This window comes from Archangium violaceum, assembly GCF_016859125.1.
Taxonomy (GTDB): Bacteria; Myxococcota; Myxococcia; order Myxococcales; family Myxococcaceae; genus Archangium; species Archangium violaceum_A.
In genome coordinates this window covers 9,006,576-9,026,018 of record NZ_CP069338.1, presented here as the reverse complement: position 1 = coordinate 9,026,018, position 19,443 = coordinate 9,006,576, and the positions used below count along the sequence as shown (strand labels likewise).

17 protein-coding genes and 2 tRNA genes are annotated in these 19,443 nt (G+C 67.9%); 7 read left to right on the top strand and 12 right to left on the bottom strand.

Features of this window, described 5'->3' with window-relative positions:
* Positions 1–153: 153 nt before the first annotated feature.
* Entirely contained in the window at positions 154–918 is a 765-nt protein-coding gene (locus tag JQX13_RS38475; RefSeq protein ID WP_203404396.1) for a thioesterase II family protein, read from the top strand.
* Here the strand turns inward: JQX13_RS38475 and JQX13_RS38470 are convergent, their stop codons facing one another.
* Positions 919–1,707, bottom strand: a complete 789-nt coding sequence (locus JQX13_RS38470) for a 4'-phosphopantetheinyl transferase family protein (RefSeq protein WP_343211037.1) — start codon at positions 1,705–1,707, stop codon at positions 919–921.
* Positions 1,661–3,103, bottom strand: coding sequence for an MBL fold metallo-hydrolase (locus tag JQX13_RS38465; RefSeq protein ID WP_203404395.1), 1,443 nt, complete (start codon positions 3,101–3,103; stop codon positions 1,661–1,663). Before JQX13_RS38465 ends, JQX13_RS38470 begins: the two co-directional genes overlap by 47 nt.
* Positions 3,104–3,461: 358 nt before the next feature.
* Here JQX13_RS38465 and JQX13_RS38460 point away from each other — a divergent pair, with 358 nt between their 5' ends.
* Positions 3,462–4,358 carry a zinc metalloprotease HtpX gene (locus JQX13_RS38460; protein ID WP_203404394.1) on the top strand — a complete coding sequence of 299 codons (897 nt, stop codon included), beginning with the start codon at positions 3,462–3,464 and terminating at the stop codon, positions 4,356–4,358.
* A gap of 36 nt (positions 4,359–4,394) precedes the next feature.
* Complete coding sequence (locus JQX13_RS38455) at positions 4,395–5,378, top strand: TerC family protein (RefSeq protein ID WP_203404393.1); 984 nt, start codon at positions 4,395–4,397, stop codon at positions 5,376–5,378.
* Between the two features lie 52 nt (positions 5,379–5,430).
* Here JQX13_RS38455 and JQX13_RS38450 read toward each other — a convergent pair.
* From JQX13_RS38450 to JQX13_RS38420, 7 genes are all read right to left on the bottom strand, one after another.
* Positions 5,431–5,502, bottom strand: a tRNA-Val gene (locus tag JQX13_RS38450).
* Between the two features lie 27 nt (positions 5,503–5,529).
* Positions 5,530–5,601 (bottom strand) — tRNA-Val (locus JQX13_RS38445).
* Positions 5,602–5,653: 52 nt separating this feature from the next.
* A complete protein-coding gene (locus JQX13_RS38440; protein WP_203404392.1) occupies positions 5,654–5,932 on the bottom strand; it encodes a hypothetical protein in 279 nt (92 codons plus the stop codon).
* Positions 5,933–5,955: 23 nt separating this feature from the next.
* Positions 5,956–6,381 carry an SCP2 sterol-binding domain-containing protein gene (locus tag JQX13_RS38435; RefSeq protein ID WP_203404391.1) on the bottom strand — a complete coding sequence of 142 codons (426 nt, stop codon included), beginning with the start codon at positions 6,379–6,381 and terminating at the stop codon, positions 5,956–5,958.
* 8 nt (positions 6,382–6,389) lie between these two features.
* Entirely contained in the window at positions 6,390–8,021 is a 1,632-nt protein-coding gene (locus JQX13_RS38430) for an Hsp70 family protein (RefSeq protein WP_203404390.1), read from the bottom strand.
* Positions 8,022–8,043: 22 nt separating this feature from the next.
* On the bottom strand, positions 8,044–10,071 hold the full coding sequence (locus JQX13_RS38425; protein WP_203404389.1) for an ATP-dependent helicase: 2,028 nt from the start codon (positions 10,069–10,071) through the stop codon (positions 8,044–8,046).
* 63 nt (positions 10,072–10,134) lie between these two features.
* Positions 10,135–11,823: a HEAT repeat domain-containing protein gene (locus JQX13_RS38420; RefSeq protein ID WP_203404388.1), complete on the bottom strand. Its 1,689-nt coding sequence runs from the start codon at positions 11,821–11,823 to the stop codon at positions 10,135–10,137.
* Between the two features lie 135 nt (positions 11,824–11,958).
* Between JQX13_RS38420 and JQX13_RS38415 the strand changes: the two genes are divergently transcribed.
* Positions 11,959–12,708: a CHAP domain-containing protein gene (locus JQX13_RS38415; protein ID WP_203404387.1), complete on the top strand. Its 750-nt coding sequence runs from the start codon at positions 11,959–11,961 to the stop codon at positions 12,706–12,708.
* Positions 12,709–12,712: 4 nt separating this feature from the next.
* A complete protein-coding gene (locus JQX13_RS38410) occupies positions 12,713–13,531 on the top strand; it encodes a GNAT family N-acetyltransferase (RefSeq protein ID WP_203404386.1) in 819 nt (272 codons plus the stop codon).
* A 177-nt stretch (positions 13,532–13,708) separates the two neighbouring features.
* Here the strand turns inward: JQX13_RS38410 and JQX13_RS38405 are convergent, their stop codons facing one another.
* The 3 genes from JQX13_RS38405 to JQX13_RS38395 are packed head-to-tail and all read right to left on the bottom strand — an operon-like array spanning position 13,709 to position 17,605.
* The gene (locus JQX13_RS38405) at positions 13,709–15,049 is read right to left on the bottom strand and encodes a hypothetical protein (RefSeq protein ID WP_203404385.1); all 1,341 of its coding nucleotides are present in this window, start codon (positions 15,047–15,049) and stop codon (positions 13,709–13,711) included.
* Positions 15,046–17,367, bottom strand: a complete 2,322-nt coding sequence (locus JQX13_RS38400; RefSeq protein ID WP_239014106.1) for a hypothetical protein — start codon at positions 17,365–17,367, stop codon at positions 15,046–15,048. The genes JQX13_RS38405 and JQX13_RS38400 overlap by 4 nt, the downstream gene beginning before the upstream one ends.
* On the bottom strand, positions 17,357–17,605 hold the full coding sequence (locus JQX13_RS38395; protein ID WP_203412636.1) for a hypothetical protein: 249 nt from the start codon (positions 17,603–17,605) through the stop codon (positions 17,357–17,359). Before JQX13_RS38395 ends, JQX13_RS38400 begins: the two co-directional genes overlap by 11 nt.
* Positions 17,606–18,026: 421 nt before the next feature.
* Here JQX13_RS38395 and rpmG point away from each other — a divergent pair, with 421 nt between their 5' ends.
* The gene (gene rpmG, locus JQX13_RS38390; protein ID WP_203404384.1) at positions 18,027–18,191 is read left to right on the top strand and encodes a 50S ribosomal protein L33; all 165 of its coding nucleotides are present in this window, start codon (positions 18,027–18,029) and stop codon (positions 18,189–18,191) included.
* The gene (gene zigA, locus JQX13_RS38385; RefSeq protein ID WP_203404383.1) at positions 18,191–19,426 is read left to right on the top strand and encodes a zinc metallochaperone GTPase ZigA; all 1,236 of its coding nucleotides are present in this window, start codon (positions 18,191–18,193) and stop codon (positions 19,424–19,426) included. The genes rpmG and zigA overlap by 1 nt, the downstream gene beginning before the upstream one ends.
* Positions 19,427–19,443: the final 17 nt, after the last annotated feature.

Here is a 19,443-nt window from a genome sequence, read left to right as displayed (position 1 = left end):
GGTGGGGGGAGGCCCCCCAATGTTGTCATGTGGGTAACAAGGGCGGCAACGCTCGGCGGCGAGGCACTCGTGGGCTCGTACTAGAGTCTCGCGACCGCGCCTGGGTGCTCGTCCCCCGTTCCTGGTTTGACGCTCCGTGCTAGATGCAGGGACATGCGTCCCGCGAACCCCTCCACGAATCCCTGGTTCCCCACCCGGCAGCCACTCCCCAACGCACGCCTGCGGGTGTTCTGCTTCCCGTACGCGGGCGGAGGCGCCTCCGTCTACAACGGCTGGGGCGCGGCGCTCCCGGCGGGTGTCGAGCTGGTCTCCGTCCAGCTTCCGGGCCGTGAGCGTCGCATCATGGAGCCGCCCTTCCGGCAGATCCCCCCGCTCCTGGATGCGCTCGAGCCGGCGCTGGCCCCACTGCTGGACAAGCCCTTCGTCTTCTTCGGCTACAGCATGGGCACGCGGATCGCCCTGGCGCTCGCGCAGCGCTGGCAGGTCCGCGGCGCGCCGCTGCCGCTCGGGATGGTGATGGCCGCCGCGGGGGCACCCCACCGCGCCCGCGAGTCCCGTGATGCGCTCGATGACGCGGCCTTCGTCGAGCTGCTCCGCAAGTACGAGGGCACGCCCGCCGAGGTCTTCGCCCACAAGGAGCTGTTGGAGATGATCCTGCCGTCCCTGCGCGCCGACTTCTCCATCGCGGATGGCATGCTCCCCGCGGTGCCGGTGCGCTGCCCGCTCTCGGCCTTCGGGGCGCTCGAGGATCCGCACGTCCCGCTCTCCGAGCTCGAGTACTGGCGCGAGCTGACGACGGGCGAGTTCCGCTTCCGCCACTTCCCCGGCAAGCACTTCTTCATGCGCACCGCCCGCGAGCCATTGCTGGCGGCGCTGCGCGAGGAGATCGTCCGCTGGTGCCCCGAGGTCGGCCCCTGATCAGGAGCCCGTGACGAACCAGGGAGGCCCCTCCCCTGCCAGCGGCACGGTCCGCTGGCACCGCACCGTCAGGGGCAGGCCGCGGGCCCGGCGCACCGCCACCGCCGCCGGGTGCTCCGCCGACAGCCGCACCTGCACGAACTGCCACGTCTCGGGATCGTCCTTCAGGCGGGGATCGAAGGAGATGCGGGGCGGCTTGCCGGGCTCCAGGTGGAACGCGAACTGATCCAACGGCAGGCTCAGCCCCGCGCCCCGGGCCTTGATGTAGGACTCCTTCAGGGTCCAATAGTCGAAGAAACGCTCGCGCTGGCGCTCGACGGGCAGGGAGCGCAGGGCCACCACCTCCGAGGGCGAGAAGAAGGAGTCGGCGAGCTCCACCGTCTGGCCGGGACGCGCCGAGTTCTCCACGTCCGCCCCCACGTCCGTATCGAGCGCCACCGCGCACACCGCCATGCCGTCCGTGTGCGAGAGGTTGAAGTGGAGGCGGGGGAGCGCGTCGCCGACGATCTCCGGACGCCCATACGCGTTGGTGACGAAACGCCAGGCCTGGGGCCGCACCGGTGCGTAGCGGGACAGGGTGACGCGCACCAGCGCGTGCGACACGAGGAACTGCAACCGGTGCTTCTCGAAGCGGAAGCGCGAGTGCCTGTCCTGCTCCTCCGTGCTGAGCATCGCGTGGTAGGCCGCGAGGAGCCCGGGCTCGGACACACGCTCCGGCTCCACCACCCAGAGGTGGACCTCGTCAGGGCGCAGCGATAGGGGCGACTCGGAAGGGGGGCTCGGCATCATGGGTGATGTCCAGCCCTTCCCCTATCGCGTCACGGGCGTACATGCCAGCCCGGCGACCACGCGTCTGTTCACGGTTCATGGCGCGCAGGTCCTCGAGCTCGGCGGCGAGGAAGCCGTGCAGGGCGGAATCGTAGACGTCCGGCGAGCGCGAGGCGCGGAAGCGGAACGACAGCAGGAAGTCCTCCCAGTTCAGCGCGCGATCCAGCACGCGGGCGATGTCCACGGCGCTCGCGCGGAGCATGTACCGGCTCAGGTCGCGCACCTCGCTGACGACGTCCACCCGGCGCGAGCGGAAGTCCACGCGGATGAGCTGCCCGGGCAGCTCGATGAGGCCCAGATACAGGGGCATCTCCACACGATCCGCCAGCGGGAAGGCCTCCAGCTTGCGCTGCATCTCCTGATGGAGCCGCAGGTGGATGCGATCCACCTGCGCGAGCGTCAGGTTGCGCCGCCGCTCGCGGAAGATGCGCGTCTGGAGTGTCGCGTAGGAGCGCAGGTAGTGCGAGCGGTTCTCGTCGGTGACGCGCTCGGGCACCATCGAGACCAGCTCCCCGAGCCCCGCGTCGAGCACGTCACCGGGCATGGGCTCGATGAGGCGCGGCGTCCTCCCCCCCAGACGGTGGTGGAGGAAGGTGAAGAGCTCCGAGGCACGGGGAAAGATGTTCACCGGCTCGAGGTTGAGGTGGAAGAGCGACGGATCCAGGAAACAAGCCGGGCCGGCCGAGGCCAGGTAGGCGCGGGGTTGGACCGTCTCGATGGCACGCGCCACCGCCTCGAACTTGAGGGAGCGCCTGCGCCGCGAGTGCTCCGCGTACACCTCGCGCGAGTAGTCGTAACAGGTGGGGTGCCAGATGGCGCCCGAGAACTGGGCCGTGAAGACGTCGATGGGCCCCTCCTCCGCGATGATGGCCGACAGCCGCTCATGGACCTCGCAGTCATTGAGGTTGAGGAAGCGCTGCCCGTCGGCCTGGATCAGCAGCGCCGAATCCCGGTGGGTCCCCGAGTCGGAGAGGTAGAGCTTCAGGCAGCCGTTCTCGAAGGGCACCTCCTGCTGGTCCCCGCAGGCGATGACGCGCCGGGCCCCATAGGCCTCGAAGGCCTCCCTGAGCGCGGTGCGTCGGAAGCGGCCGATGACGACGGTGAAGTCCCGCTTCGTCAGCGTGCGGAGGAAGTCGGGATCATAGTGATCCTTGTGCTCGTGGCTGACGTAGAGGAAGCGCTCCTTGGGCGAGTGCTCCAGCTTCTCGCGCACCAGGGGCGCGAGCTGGTGGTTGCGCGGGAACTGCATCCACGCCGAGTCGAACGCCCCCAGCGGTGACAACCAGGGGTCCACGACGACCAGGACCTGTTGGGTTTCGATCAGAAAGCCAGCGTGCCCCAGGAACGTGAGCTGCATGAAGGGCTCCTCCATGTGCCTCCGGACGTACGGGTCGCACGCTTGGAGCAGCCGGAAGGCTGGTGTGTGGGGGGAGCCGCTGCCATGACCCTCGAGTGCGAGCCAGGGGTTCAACTTCGATCAGAAGTCTGGCGCCCGACGTAGAAAACGTGCGGGCACGACGGAAATCTCCGCGAATCCTCCGCCAGCCCGTCTACCCACCGAGGATATGAAGCAAGCGCCCGCTTCACTTCGGTTTTCTCGAAGGGTTTCGTCCTTATTAGCTATTTGCCGAAGATTCCCGCGGCTCTTATTTCCCAAGATGCCCGAGGTTTCGAGCGCGTGTGGTGCGCGCCCGAGCCCGTGTGTGGACGGAGCCATGAAGAATCAGATCAAGACCCTCCTTTTGCTCGGTGTGCTGTCCGTGGTGCTGATTGGAATCGGCGCCGCGCTGGGCAAGGGCTTCCTCATCGGAGCGCTGGTGCTGTCGCTCGCGATGAACGTGGGGGCCTATTTCTTCTCGGACAAGCTGGTGTTGAGCATGCACGGGGCACAGGAAGTGAGCCCCCAGCAGGCGCCGGGCCTGCACCGGATGGTGGAGGAGCTGTCGCGGCAGGCGGGCATTCCCAAGCCGCGCGTCTTCCTGATGAACGAGGCGCAGCCCAACGCGTTCGCCACGGGCCGCAACCCGGAGCATGGCGTGGTGGCGGTGACGGCGGGCATCCTGGAGGTGCTCGACCAGCGGGAGCTGCGCGGGGTGCTGGCGCATGAGCTGGCGCACATCAAGAACCGGGACATCCTGGTGTCCACCATCGCGGCCGCGGTGGCCTCGGCGGTGACGTACCTGGCGCACGCGGTGGGCCTCTTCGGCTCCATGTTCATGGGCCGGGACGAGGACGAGGGCGAGGGACTCTCCCCGCTGCAGACGCTGGCGCTGGCGCTGGTGGCGCCCATCGCGGCGACGCTGATCCAGATGGGGATTTCCCGCTCGCGCGAGTACCTGGCGGATCAGACGGGCGCGGAGATCAGCGGAGACCCCGAGGCGCTGGCGCTGGCGCTCCAGAAGCTGGAGGCCGGGGCCATGGCGATGCCGGTGGAGGGCCAGCCGGCCACGGCGAGCCTGTTCATCGTGAGCCCCTTCGCGGGGATGCAGAGCATCCTGTCGCTCTTCTCGACGCACCCGCGCACGGAGGAGCGCGTGCGCCGTCTGCGGGAGATGGCCTCGCGGATGCCTTCCTCCCGGGGCTGGAGCACCGCCCTGCCCTTCGCCCGCTGACGGTGTCCCACAGTTCATCAAGAAAGACACACATTCATGGAAATGCAGAGTGTAGGCAGCCCCGCCCTATGGGCGGGGTTCATCATATTCGTGCTGGCGATGCTCGCGTTGGACCTGGGGGTGTTCCATCGCAAGACGCACGAGGTGAAGTTCAAGGAAGCCCTGGCGTGGAGCGGCGTGTGGATCGCGCTGGCGCTGGTGTTCGACCTGGGCATCTGGTGGAAGTTCGGGTCCACGCCGGCGATGCAGTTCCTGACCGGCTACCTCATCGAGAAGTCGCTCTCCATCGACAACATCTTCGTCTTCGTCGTCATCTTCTCGGCGCTGAAGATTCCGTCGCTGTACCAGCACCGGGTGCTCTTCTGGGGCATCCTGAGCGCGCTGGTGCTGCGCGCGGTGATGATCTTCGCGGGCGTGGCCATGCTCGAGCGCTTCCACTGGCTCATCTACGTCTTCGGCGCGTTCCTCATCTTCACGGGAGTGAAGCTCTTCCTGCAGCGCAACAAGGAGGAGCACCCGGAGGACGGCGCGGTCATGAAGCTGGCCCGGCGCGTCATCCCCTCGACGTCGCGCTTCGACGGCGATCACTTCTTCACGCTGGAGAACGGCAAGAAGCTGGCCACGCCGCTGTTCATGTCGCTGGTGCTGGTGGAGCTGACGGACGTGCTCTTCGCGCTCGACTCCATCCCGGCCATCTTCGCGGTGACGACGGATCCCTTCCTCGTCTTCACCTCGAACATCTTCGCCATCATGGGCCTGCGCTCGCTGTTCTTCGTGCTGGCGGGGGCGGTGGAGAAGTTCTCCTACCTGAAGGTGGGCCTGTCCGGGGTGCTGGTGTTCGTGGGCGCGAAGATGGCGCTGGTGGACGTGGTGAAGGTGCCGTCCACCGTGTCGCTGGGTGTCATCGCCCTGCTGCTGGGCGTCTCCATCGCGGCCTCGCTGCTGAAGGCGCGGGCGCAGGAGCGGGCCCTGGCGGACAAGGCCGTGGAGACGAACGGCCAGCCGGCCGCGGCGGAGTAGGCTGAAAAGCGAAGAGGCCGTGAGCCCCTTGGGACTCACGGCCTCTGTCGTGTGGGCGCACCAGGATTCGAACCTGGGACCCCTGCCGTGTGAAGGCAGTGCTCTACCGCTGAGCTATGCGCCCGACTGCGGTCATCGGGTTTCGTGGGAGTGGGCGCACCAGGATTCGAACCTGGGACCCCTGCCGTGTGAAGGCAGTGCTCTACCGCTGAGCTATGCGCCCCCGACGAAGCGACGGGTGGGTAAATGCCACCCGCTGTGCCCCCTGTCAACGCCTATTCTCTCGCGACTTCTTCCAGCTTCTCGTCCAACTCGCGCAGCCGGCGCTTGAGGCCGGAGAGCTTCTTGCCCACGGCCTTGAAGTCGCTCCGGGGCGCGAAGCTCAGCACCCTCATCAGCTCCTCCTGGCTCCGATCCAGGGCCTGCTTGCCCCGCTGCATCGAGCCCAACGCCTGGGCGACCACCATGGCCCGCTTCTCGTCGGCCATGAGCTTCTCCATCGCCTTCTGCGACACACCCAACGCCTGCTTCTTCAGGTTCCGACGAATGCTCATGTCTGCCTGCCCCCCGCTGGCACTCACTGCTCGTCCACGTACTCCGTCTTCAACTGGGCGAGGACGCGATCCGCGATGCCCTTGAACCTCAAGCGCTCGATGAGCTGTTGCAGATCCCCCTTCACCGCGATGCGGCGCCGCAGCACCGCCTCCACCGGATCCAGGCTGCCCTGCAGCAGCTGCTTCCACACCGAGTACGGCGCCCGCGCCAGGTAGGCCGGATCGAGCTCGTCCAGATCGTCCGGATCATCCAATACCCGCAGCTTCTCGATGCGGGTGCCACGCGGCACCAGGTGCACCACGAAGACCCGCGACAGCTTGCCGGGCTCCGCGTCGACGATGACCCCGATCTCTCCCTGCCACCCCTGGGCGGCGAGCGAGCACTCCGGGTCCGCGTTCACCAACCGTACCGCCTCCTCACACCACTCCTTCGACGGGAACGTGGCCATGCCGCCCGCTACCCCCTGCGGAAGATGCTCTTGATGCTGGAGAACAGCCCGCTGCCCTCCTGATGGGACGACGGCGCAGCCGCCGCCTGCTCGGCCTTCTGCCGCGCCCGCTCCTCGGCCACCCGCGCCAGCTCCTTCTTGAGCAGCTCCGGGGTGTCGCGCGTGGCCAACTCGATACGCCGCGGGCCACCCGGCTCCTCGACGATCACCTGCAGCAGGCACTCCTCGTTGAGGCGGAAGTCGATCTTCCGCCCCGCCGCCTCGGCCGGAACCTTCAGCGTGCCGAGGTACTCGTTGTCCACCATCAGGTCGCTGTCGCCCTGGAAGATGTCCATTTCGATGAAGGGCGCGCCCGGCTCCTTCGGAGGCGGCAGCCGGAAGCTCTTCACCAGCGGGATGACGGAGTTCTTGTCGATGACCCGGCGCACGCGCCCGTTGGGCAGCGCGTAGCCAATGGGCATGGACACCGCGTCCAGCAGCGTCACCGAGTCGATGGTGCCCAGCGAGTCCGCCAGCAGCGCCGCGCCCAGCGCCACGCACTCGTCCGGGTGCACGCCCTTGCGCGGCGGCTTGCCGAAATGCTCCTGGATGCGCTGCTGCACCAGCGGCATGCGGCTCTGCCCGCCCACCAGGATGATCTCGTCGATCTGCGAGCGGCTGATGCCCTTCTCCTCCAGCACCCGGTCGCAGATCTCGAACGTGCGGTCCACCAGGTCCATGGTGAGCGCGTTGAGGTTCTCGCGCGTGAGGGGGATCCGCAGATCCAACGGCTTGCCCTTGCGCTCCTCGATGTAGGGCAGGTCGATGACCACGTTGGGGATGAGCGTCAGGTCGATCTTCGCCGCCTCGGCCGCGTTCTTGATGCGCTGCATGGCGATGGGGCTCTGCGAGAGGTCGATCTTGGTCTCCTCCCAGAACTTCTCGAGCACGTAGTCCATCACCCGGTTGTCGAAGTCGACGCCGCCCAGGAAGGTGTCACCACCGGTGGCCAGCACCTCGAAGACGTTCCCCGTCAGGTGCAGCACCGACACGTCGAAGGTGCCACCGCCCAGGTCGTAGACGAGGATCTTCTGATCCAACCCGCGGTTGAAGCCGTACGCCAGCGCCGCCGCGGTGGGCTCGTTGACGATGCGCTTCACGTTGAAGCCCGCGAGCTTGCCAGCCTCCTTCACCGCCTGGCGCTGGCTGTCCGTGTAGTACGCCGGCACGGAGATGACGGCCTCGTCGATGGGGCCGCCCAGGAACTGCTCGGCGATCGTCTTGAGCTGCTTGAGGATGAAGCTGGAGACCTCGGGCAGCGTGTACAGGCGCCCACCCAGCGTCACCGCGGCCTCCCCGTCCGGGGCCTCCACGATGTCGTACTTGAAGTAACCCTTCAGGTCCTCGACCACCTTGGAGTGGTACTTGCGGCCGATGAGGCGCTTGGTCCCGTAGAGCGTGTTCTTCGGGTTGGTGACCATTTGATCCTTGGCCACGCCACCCACCAGCAGCTCCCCCTTACCGGACAGCGCCACCACGGAGGGGAGGATCAGGTTTCCACGATCCGTGGGGACGATCTTCGGGATGCGGTTCTTCACGGACGCGACCAGCGTGTTGGTCGTTCCCAGATCAATCCCGATGATGCGAGGTCTGTCCGCCATTGGAGTACTACTCTGTATCACGTCAGGAGCCGTCTTGCTTAGTTCTCGTCTCCAGGATCAGCCGGTCATAGGGAGCATCCTCGCCTACAGGTAGCTCCTCGACGAACCGGGAAAGCCGGAGGATGGCCCGCTCGCCTCCTCGCAGGACCGCGGAGATCGGGTAGCTCAACGCCAGCTCGTCCCTCGCCCGGGTAGCCGCCACATAGAAGAGCCGGCGCTCCTCCTCCTCCTCGTCTGGCGTGCGAGCCGCACCGGGCAGTGGGAAGCGGCCCTCGGCCAGGGAGATGACGAAAACCGCCCGCCATTCCAGGCCCTTGGACTGGTGCACGGTGGAGAGCGTGAGGCTCTCGTCCGGGGCCTCTCCCGTGGCCTCACGGGCCGAGAATTCGGCCACCAGTGCGATTTCCGACAGGAAGCGCGCCAGGTCCTCGAAGCGCCCCGCGAACTCGGCCAGCTGCCGGATGTCGTCCTCCCGCCGCTCCTCCTCCGGGTACTCCGTCCTGAGGTACTCGCCGTAGCCCCCCTCCAACACGTCCTGGATCATCCGCCCCGGTGTCAGGTTCGACCCAGGGGCGCTCAGCCGCACCAACAGCTGGATCAACCGGCCGAAGCCCGGAGCCGCCCTGCGGGGCACCGCGGCCTGGAGCTCGGGACGAGCCAGGGCCTCCACCAGCGAGAGCTCCGGCGGCAGGGTGATCAACGCCTCCCAGAGCGCCTCCGCCCTGGCCGGGCCGATGCCGGGCACCCGCTGGATGATCCGCTTGAGGGCGAGCTCATCGCGCGGGTTGCCCACCAGCCGGAGGTGGGCGAGCACGTCCTTCACGTGGAGCTGCTCGAAGAAGCGCACCCCCGAGCGCACCCGGAAGGGGATGCCCCGGCGCGTCAGCTCCAGCTGCAGCTCGATGGAGTGGCTGTGGGCGCGGTAGAGCACCGCCATCTCCTCCAACGGCATGCCTCCGTCGCGCAGCTCGAGCACCCGCTGGACCACGAAGGCGGCCTGCTGATCCACGTCCAGCGTGGGCACCAGCACGGGCACCGGCCCCGGGGGCCGCGAGGAGATCAGCTGCTTGGGGAACTGGCGCTGGTTGAGGGAGATGGAGGCGTTGGCCAGCCGGAGGATCTCCGGTGTGGAGCGGTAGTTGCGGGTGAGCTGGAAGATGCCGCAGCCCGGGTAGCGCTTGGGAAAGTCGATGATGTTGGTGAAGTCCGCGCCCCGGAAGCTGTAGATGGACTGGCAATCATCGCCCACCACGGTGAGGTTGCGGCGCTCGCCGGCGAGCAGATCCACCAGGTCGCCCTGCAACCGGTTGGTGTCCTGGTACTCGTCCACCAGCACGCAGTGGAACCGCTCCACGAGCTGCTCGCGGATGATGGGGCTGTCGACGAGCAGCCGCTTGAGCATCACCAGCAGATCATCGAAGTCCATCAGGTGCATGCGCGCCTTGCGCTCGGCGAAGCGGCGCGCCACCGCGAGCACCTCTTCCGCCAGCGGGAGGAACTGAGGCCTGCGCTCCACCAGCACCTCCGCCACCGTCTCCTGCAGGTTGGCGGCCATGGAGACCAGGTCCAACACCACCTCGGCCCTGGGGAAGCGCCGCTCCCGGGGCAGCTTGCGCTCGGCGATGCACGAGGACATCAGGTCGCGCGCGTCCTCGCGGTCCAGCACCGTGAAGTCGCGGGTGAAGCCAATGGCGCCCGCGTGTTGGCGCAACAGCACGTGGGCCGCGTGGTGGAAGGTGCCACCGAGCAGCGCGCGCACGTCCGCGAAGGCCCCGGCCAGCTCCTCCACCCGCCGCGTCATCTCCCGCGCGGCCTTGTTGGTGAAGGTGAGCAGCAGCACCCCCTCGGGAGGAATGCCCCGCTCCAGCATCCGCGCCACCCGGAATGTCAGCGTGCGCGTCTTGCCGGAGCCCGCCCCCGCGATGACCAGCACCGGCCCCTCCCCCGCCTCCACCGCCAGCAACTGCTCCTCGTTGAGCAGCCGCTCATAGTCGATGCGCGACGCGGGTGTCGTCGTCGCGGCCTTCAGCGTGTACGTGCGGGTGGCCATCTGCGACTCACTCTACGGGTCGGTCTGACCTGGGAGATCCGGTCGGTCGGAGGGGACACCCGTTCAGTGGGTCTGGAGCGCGGTGAGCCGGGAGGAGGCCTCGGCCCGGATCTCCGGGGAGGGATCCCGGTCCCGGGCGAGCTCGAGCAACAGCGGCGCGAGCTTCGGCAGCTTCGTCCCCACCGAGCGGAGTGCCTCGCGGCGCTCGGACACGGCGCTCACCAGGCGCTCGCGGACCTCGTTCTCCCCGCACGTGCGCGCCCCGGGCGTCTTCTCGCGCAGCAGCAACTCCGCGTCCGCCAGCCTCGCCTCCGCCAGCTTCAGCGCGTCCGCCGCCGTCATCGCGAAGCCGTCCAGGTCCTCGGGGAACTCGGTGTTCGCCTTCCGGGCCCGGGAAATGGTCTCCGACGCGAACCGCGCCCCCTGCACCGCCGCGCACAACTGTCTCGCCGCCGCCAATGGCACGCCGCCCTCGGGGGAGATCGACTCCTCACGCGCCACCCGCAGCGCCCACAGCGAGAGCTGCCGCGCCGCCACCGCCGCCGAGAAGGACTGGCGCCGCTCCTCGCGGATCTCCACCCAGCGCCGCAGCACCACCGGATCCGGATCCTCCGGCAGGAAGGCCCGCTGGTACTCGGGAACCGCCTCGCCCATCCGACCCGACAGGTCCAGCAGCACCGCCATGGACAGGTACAGCTCCGGGCTGCCCGCCTTCTCGCGCAGCGACTCCAGCCGCACCGCCACCTCGTAGTCCGCCACCGGCTTCGGCAGCGCGCGCAGCACCGTCTGGAGCCCCTCCAACGCCCGTTGCCGGACGAGCGGGTTGCGCCCCGAGCGGAACGCCTCCAGCAGGGGATCCAGCACCCTCACCGACACGTGCTGCCCCAGCTCCTCCGCCGCCTGCCACCGGTCCATCGGATCCGGCGCGAGCAACGCGCCCCGCAGATCCTCGATACTCCGCAGGTAGTGCCCCACCTGCGCGGCCTGGGCCAGCGGCTCGCGGCTCTCCTGGGCCGCGCGCTCGGCGCGGGCCCGGGCCAGACGGGCCGGGAAGTTCTTCAGCTTCGTCCCGAGCGGGTGTCCCGCCACGCGCGCCTCCGCCTCCTCCACCAGCCCCGAGACGAGCAGCCCCTCCACCTCCAGCTCCAGCAATCTCACCTTCGCCTGCTCGCGATACCGCCCCGCCGGGAAGTCCCGCAGGTACGCGAGGAGCTGCGCCGCCCCTGCCGTCTCCGCCCGCGCGAAGGTCTCGTCATCCAGCCGCGACTCCACCTCCAGCCGCCGCGGATCATCCGGCGCCTCCCGCAGGTACTCGCGCAGCTGCTGTGTGTCCGTCGTCGTGGACAGCTCCTTCAGCTCCGCCTCCTTCAGGAGCCGCTGCGCCTCCTCGCGCTGCGCCCCGTCCGGATGATCCCTCAGGAACTGCCGCAGCGCCGCCGCCGTGCCCGCCTCCTTCGCCGCGTTGAAGCGCAACCCCTCCAGCAACGCCCTCGCCGCGCGGGCCCGCGGCGCCTCCGGGTGCGCCTCCAGGAAGCGCTTGTAGGCCACCACCGTGTGCAGCTTCGAGGCCTCCTCGAACTCCAGCTCCTCGATGCGCACCTCGATGGCCTCGGCCTCCTCTCCCTCCGGGTACTCGCGCAGGAACGCGCGGTAGGCCTCCAGCGTGTCCGCGTCCCGTGCCCGCTGGTACGCCCGGGGCGCGCCACAGCCGGTCAACAACAACAGCAGGGAGAAGGCTCGGAGCTTGCGCATCACCGCAGCATTACCACCACGCCCCCGTGTGAAAAACCCAAGCCTCCTCGTCCGCTCGGCTGGGTAGGTTTTTTGACGACACACCCGGTCCGCCAGACCATCACCCCCGTGGACTCGCTACAGGGAGGTCGCGACATGAGGCTCTGCGTGCTGCTCGCGGGAATGGTGGTGATGACGGGATGCGCCACCGGCATGCCCATGGGAGGGCGGGTGCTCGCCTCCAGTTACCGGTACAGCCCGCTGACGCCCGCCGCCGCGCCCCGGGCTCCCTTGAGCGAGGCAGCTCCCTCACCTGCTCCCCAGAAGAAGACGGTTCGCCCTCCCCCGCCCGATGCCCGCGACAACGTGCTCGCCGCCGCCCGCGGGCTCGTGGGCAGCAGCAAGGTGCGGCTCGCCGGGCGCACCTGGCCGAATGACTGCACCGGCTTCGTCGAGGCCGTGTACGCGAAGGCTGGAATCTCGTTCCGCGGCGCCAACCTGGCCCGGGACAATGGCGTCACCGCCATGTACCGCTACGCCCGGACCCATGGCCGCGTGTACACCCGGGGCCGGCCGAAGCCGGGAGATCTGGTGTTCTTCCGCGAGACCTATGACCAGAACCGCGATGGCCGGCGCAACGACGGGCTCACCCATGTGGGCGTGGTGGACGAGGTCGAGCGCGATGGCACCGTCGTCGTCATCCACCGCGTGAAGCGTGGCGTGGTGCGCTACCGGATGAACCTCGCGAAGCCGAGCCTCCGGCGCGATCCACGCACGGGAGAGGTGCTGAACGACATGCTGCGCGGCCCCGGGTCCGGGAAGGTTCCCGTGCTCACCGGACAGTTGTTCGCCGCTTATGGCTCGGTGCTGCCAGAGAGCGCACCCAACGCAGTGGCACGGAGGTAGACCCATGAACACCCGGGATGGACTCACGGATGCGCGGCTCGAGCTCCTGTTCGAGGGGCTGATCGGCAAGAACACCTATTATCCGGGCCAGCTCGGGCCGCCGGTGCGGGTCCAGCGAACCCCTCACTACGCGGCCATCAATTCCGGCCACAAGACAGACACCTTCAACCTGGTGATCAGCAAGCGGCTCGGTGCGGAAGGTCCAGCGCTGGCCGACCGCCTCTGCGGGGAGTTCAACGCGGCGAAGCTGCCCGCGGCCTGGTGGACCTGCGACGAGCTCCGGGAGGAGGCACTCCTGGAGGCACTCCGGCGCAACGACTTCGTGGAGGACGAGGTCGACGTGGGAATGCTCGCCGATCTCAGCGAGCTCCCATCGATGAACCCTCCCGCCGGACTGGAGATCAAGTTGGTGGAGCGGCCGGAGGAGGTGGAAGCCTTTGGACATGTCATCGCCTCGCTCTTCGAACCACCAGACGTCTATGTCGTCCCCTTCTACGAACAGGTGGCCCGGCTCGGACGGCTGACGGAGCGCCCGCTGAAGCTCTTCCTCGGACTCGTCGACGGCCGCCCGGTGGGGACGAGCTCCATCTATCTGAGCGGAGATGGCGCGCACATCTTCGACATCAGCACCCGGGCCGAGCACCGCAACCGGGGCTACGGTTCGGCGCTCACCCACTTCTCCCTCGCGTTCGCGCGCGGACTCGGTGCGAAGATCGGCGCCCTTCAGGCCTCCCCTGACGGACTGGGCATCTATCGACGGATGGGCTTCCGGGAGGTGTGTACGTTCCGGATCTACTCCAACAAATCAAGGCTCGCCGACTGAAGAGCAGTCGATAAATCGAGGAGAGAGACCGGATGAGGGCGCAGCGCGGCCCTCGTCGGCCGACACTCGGACCGGATAGGGAGCATAGGTGCGAGCCCTTGCCCTCCTGCTGCCCATACCCCTGCCGATTTCCCGAACGCTCTTGAGACGAGCGCACCGCACTGATTCAGTTCCTCTTCAACCCCGGTACCGCTCGGCCACGCGGTAGAGCTGGGTGAGGGAGTAGTCCAGCAACGATTCGCACGAGCGCATGTAATGGTGAGCCCGCACAAACGGCAACCACACACGGTTGCCGACGAGCACCTGGGCCTCCTCGAGTTTCTGGCGAGGTATCCACTTGCCGCCCAGGTTACGCACCAGCACCTCGCCCAAGTACGCGCCAATGGCGGGCACCGCGTGCGCGTCGATGTGCTGCCGCTCGAACACCTTCGGGAAGTCCTCATGCCAGAACTGGTAGTCCACATCACTGAGTGACTCGGGCGTTACCTCGAAGACGGATGGCACCTTCGTGTGCATCAGCGCCACGAGGTGCTCAGCCAGGGCTCTGTAATGCTCGTTAGCGCGTCCCAGGTTTTCCACATCCGGGGGGAGGGCGGAGTCGGCGGGGCGCCACTCTTTGGGCTCGGGCGGTTGGTACACGTTGAACTCAGCAATCCTGCGTTGGCGCTCGTGAATGGCGACGCTATCCACCACGCGAGAGAGGAGTGGCGCCACATCCGGGTGGAAGCGGGACTCAACGGGAGCGAGCGTGGAGCTACGCTCGCGCAGGGTTCGCAACACCGTGTCGAAGTGGAGGTCCGGCCGGAGGTGAACGTGCGCGCGCGCCTGAGCGTGCCGTGCCTCGGCGCTCGCGAAGTCCGCGGCGGTGGGCCACGTCACCAGGAGGATGGAGCCATTGGGCAGTTCCTCCACCCGGTGAGCCGGCGTGGACAGCATGCGCTCGCGGCCCACGGCTTCCACCAACTTGGGGCCGAAGACGTTGAGCCAGAAGACCTCGTAGATTCTGTCGAACCCGTCTCTTCGTGCGGTCCGCGCATCGCGTCCGAAATCGGGCGCACCTGCCAACGCCCTGTCAGCCACGCTGTGGGCCGCGGCGTGAGTGACCGGGTAGCAAGAGGCCCAGGTACGTACCATTTCCACGAATTGGCGGCAGCGCTCCTCCTCCGCGAAGAGGGTGAGCGGTTGCACCGTGTTCATTACGTCCAAAGCGGGCGGAAGCGGCGGAAACCAGAGATGCAGCGACATCTCCAGTGTCGGCCGCTGTGTACGGTAGAGCCATACGTCTGTGCTTTGCTCATCGCGCCGCTCCTCCAGAGCCTTCCAGATGTTGGCTCGGGAGTATTTGAGTCGCCGCCTGCCACTGACGACTTCCGGCATCCAATCGCCCGCATATTCCTCCAGCGCCTGGAAGAATGGCTCGAGAACTTCCTCAAGCGCAGCCCGCGGATCAAGCGCACCCTCAAAAGTGAGCCGGAGGCTGTCCTCCGACTTCACGTCACCAAGCCCCAGCACCTTCATTGGAACAGGACCTCCACTCCCGGAACAGCCTTCTCAGTTGCAATCGCGGCGGCCTTCGATGCATCGACATCCGTGGGCATGAGCTTGCCGCCCTCGTAGATGAGGCGAACCCTCCGCACCTCGACAGGGCCCTCAAGCCCAGGACGGCGGATGTCGAGCGTTTCGCCGTAGTTCCGCAGAGCTTCCCTCGCGTCCATCTTCATCTGCGCTTCCAAGGCTTCATACTTCAGTCCAGAAAGGTCACGGCTCTTGACGCTGAATGTCTCCACGCGCCGTGGCCGCCCGCCAACTCCTCCCTCTTCAATGACGAGCACATCCGCGTAGCGCAGGCCGGGGCCCGGCTTCCTGACGCCCACCTGCATTTCAATGCGGGGCTTATCGAAGTCTCCGAGGAAGCCGCGCTCGGCCCGAGGCTTCTTCGCGTCCTCTTGCAGCAGCTTCACCATGTCGCGCTCGAAGGCCAGTCCCCGGGCAAACCACGCGCGCATCTGCTCGTAGGGCGCCCACTTGAGCGGGCCCTCGGCGGCCGTGCCATTCTCCACCTCTTTGGAGCGCCTGTTGTAGTAGTCGACGTACTCGCGCCAGCGCGGGTTGCCCTGGGCCGCGGGTGGCGGGGCGTCGAGGGCGGGGCGGTGCTGATTCAGCACGCCCACGTTCTTGGGAAGGCGCGGGCCCATGGCCTCGAACTCCGCGACCGCGAGCTTGGCCTCCACGACATCCAGGGTATGGCCAACCTCCTCATCCACCAGCGAGGCCAGGGTGCCCTTGCGCTCGGCGGCACCAGCCTTCGTGGCGGAGGGGCGTGCGGCCTCGTCCGCCGCAGCGGTGGCTTCCCCGGCGCCCGCCCCCGCGCCAGTTTTCACGGGAGGGGAGCCCGAGGCTCCGGGCCTGGCCTTGGACATGAGCGGCCGGGCCATGGCCACATTCCCCCGGGCCTCGTACAGCGCCAGCGCGGCGTCCGCCCCGCCCGCGGCGACGAAGCGGCCCGCCTCCCGGCTTGCCCGGATGTACCCCACCAGGTCGCGCAGGCCCTGTAGGCTCATCACCCCTTGGAATTGTCGCGCTGTCTCGGTCAGGGCCCGAAGCCGCGCTTCCGCAGCCTCAAGCCCGGTGCGGAGGCGCAGGCGCACTCCTGTGGCGCCTTCCCCCTTGGCGAGGTAGCGCACGCCCTTGCCCCCCGCGACGAGGGCCAGCACCAGCGCCGGCGTCACCTCGCGCGTGCCCTCCTCTATCTGTCCGTGCCCGAGCAACCGCACTCCATGGAGGGAAGTGGTGATGAAGTGGTAGCCCCCCAGCGGAACACCAAAGGTGAGGTGGTCAAACGCACTCACCGCCATGGTGTCCGCCGAGGCGTTGCGCAGGAATTCCTTCTCGGCCGTGGAGAGGGCCTCCTGGTACTCCGGTGGCAGTTGGCCCCTGATGGGAAAAAAAGCGAAGTCCTGTCCGTCCACGGCCATGGGTGGGCTGGAGAACATGTCCTCGCCAAACCGGAGAAGGCCTCGGGCCGCCTGCCCGAGCATGGAGTCCGGCGCCACTCGGGCCGAGGGTTTCAGCCCCCTCTTCTCTAGCGCCACCTGGAAAGCGGGCAGCAGCGTGAGGACTTCCTCCAGCCGCTTCTCCTGGGCCAGCAGGAAGAGAATCTCCCTCAAGTCATTGTCATAGGCGGAGTCGACGATGAAGACGGAGAGGACCTGCGCGTTGAGGCGCCCATAGGATCCGGGAGCCTTCACGAGAAGGGAGGTGCGCTTCTTGTTGAGCAGGAGGGCAACGTCCTCGCGCGGTGGGCCCATGGCACCGAGTCGCACTGCGCGCCAGTCGTCCAGGACCTCCAGCAGCCGGGGCATGTCCACCCGCTCCTGGAGGGCGAGGACTTCCCCGGGCGAGGTGCAGGTGAGGAAGGGCGCCAGCAACTCCTCACGGCTGGAGGAGAAGTCGGGCCAGCCTGGGGGCACGGCATGCCCTCCACACGAGGGCGGCTCCTGGGGGGCGGGCCCCGCTCTGGCCACCTCGTACACGGGCGCCTCGCCGGAGTTCGCCAGGGCAGCGTCCGGGCCCAGTCCGCGGGCGCTGCGGCGGCGGTGCAGCCTCTCCTGCACGCCCGGCTCGCCAGAGAATGCGTGCTCGCCCGACTCCGTGGAAGCAAGAGGGGCGGGCGCCTTGAGTGAGGTACTGGCCCCCTTCTCTCGCAACGTGGAGAGGGCGCGGAGGCCCTCTGCTGCGCTACCTCCCTGTTGCGACGCCAGCGTGACGCATCCGGTGGTGAGCAGCACGGCCACCAGCAGCGCGGCCCACCTGTACACCCGGGCCTCAGCGCGCATTGTCCACCCCCAGTCCCAGGGAGGCGTAGGCACCCGGGCGCGATGCCCCGTCCGCATTCGGGAACAGCAGCGTGCCGCCCTCGGTCAGCGCGTACAGCGTGTGGCCGAAGCGCCAGCGCACCTGGCCCGAGTACAGGTGGCGTGCCCCTGGTTGGCCCAGGCCCAGCATGTCCCCAGCGGGGAAGTCGGACGACCCTTCCACCTGGGACAGCAGCAGCACCAGCAATGTGGAAGTCATCAGAGCCCCAACGGAAGACTCCTATTTTAGCAGGAGACGCAGAAAGGCCAGGGTTAAGCAGGACAAGCCGTGAAGATCTACGTCGAGAGTCAGAATCAGAAACCCGACGTTATAATGCACCTTTCGCCTGCCTTCTCCAGCTTTCCTGGGCCCTGAGCAGAGGCGAGTCGTTGCGTTCTTGGCCCTGAAAGCACTCGCCCTGTCGGCCCCTGCTTCTGGCCCGCTCATCCTTGCTGATGGAGGTCCACGTCAAGCCGTGAAGCAACGCACCGCCTGGTCGCCCGGGGAGCCGCACCGCAGCCGGAGGGCAGTGCGGCCGTACGGACCGCTGACAGCGCCTTGCAAATGCAACTTCATTGCATTAATGGTCGGGTGGTTCTAGAAGCCACCGGCACGGCCGGGTGGCCGGGAGACAACGACCATGCCGAAGGGAAACCGCACCATCGTCCACCTGGTGTCCACCGCGGGCACGGGGCACTTCTACACGACGACGAAGAACAAGCGGCTCTCGCAGGAGAAGCTGGAGAAGAAGAAGTACGACCCGCGCATCCGCAAGCACGTGCTCTACCGCGAGGGCAAGGTCTGATGGCGGGGCCGCTGCCGGTGACGGTGCTCTCGGGGTTCCTGGGAGCGGGGAAGACGACGCTGCTCAACCACGTGCTCCACAACCGCGAGGGACTGCGGGTGGCGGTCATCGTCAACGACATGAGCGAGGTGAACATCGACGCGAAGCTGGTGAAGTCGGGCGCGTCGCTGTCGCGCGTGGACGAGCGGCTGGTGGAGATGAGCAACGGGTGCATCTGCTGCACCCTGCGCGAGGATCTGCTGGTGGAGGTGGGGCGGCTGGCGCGGGAAGGCCGCTTCGACTACCTGCTCATCGAGTCCACGGGCATCTCCGAGCCACTGCCGGTGGCGGAGACGTTCACCTCCGAGGACGGCTCCGGGCGCACGCTGGGCGAGGTGGCCCGGCTGGACACGCTGGTGACGGTGGTGGACGCCTTCAACTTCCTGAGGGACTGGGAACAGGCGGAGGACCTGCGCGATCGGGGACTGGCCGCGGGCGAGGAGGACGAGCGCACCGTGGTGGACCTGCTGGTGGAGCAGGTGGAGTTCGCCGACGTGCTGGTGGTGAACAAGACGGACCTGGTCACCCCGACCCAGGTAGAGGAGCTGGAGGCCATCCTCGCCGGGCTCAATCCGGGGGCGAAGGTGGTGCGCGCCGAGCGCGGCAAGGTGCCCCTGTCCGAAGTGCTGAACACGGGCCGGTTCGATCTGGAGAAGGCGCGGCGCTCACCCGGATGGCTGCGGGAGATGCGCGGCGAGCACGTGCCCGAGTCCGAGGCATACGGCATCGAGAGCTTCGTCTTCAGGTCCCGCCGTCCGCTTCACCCCGGGCGCTTCTGGAAGTTCATCCACGAGGGCTGGGGCGGAGTGCTGCGCTCCAAGGGCTTCTTCTGGCTGGCCACGCGCATGGACATCACCGGGGTGTGGGCGCAGGCGGGCGGAGCCTGCTCCTTCGAGCCCGTGGGCCTGTGGTGGGATGCGGTGCCGCGCGAGGAGTGGCCGGAGGACGCCGAGGCCCGCGCAGAGGTGGAGCGCGAGGTGCGCGAGGGCCCTCACGGAGACCGGCGCCAGGAGCTCGTCTTCATCACCCGGAACCTGGACCGCGAGGCGCTGCTGCGCAGGCTGGAGGGCTGCCTCCTCACGGACGCCGAGTACGCGAAGGGACCCGAGGGCTGGCGTCGCCTGAAGGATCCCTTCCCCGCGTGGGTGAGGGTGCGCCCCGAAGACGAAGGACTCACCCCCACGCCCGCTGAATGAACCAACCCCCCTCCCCC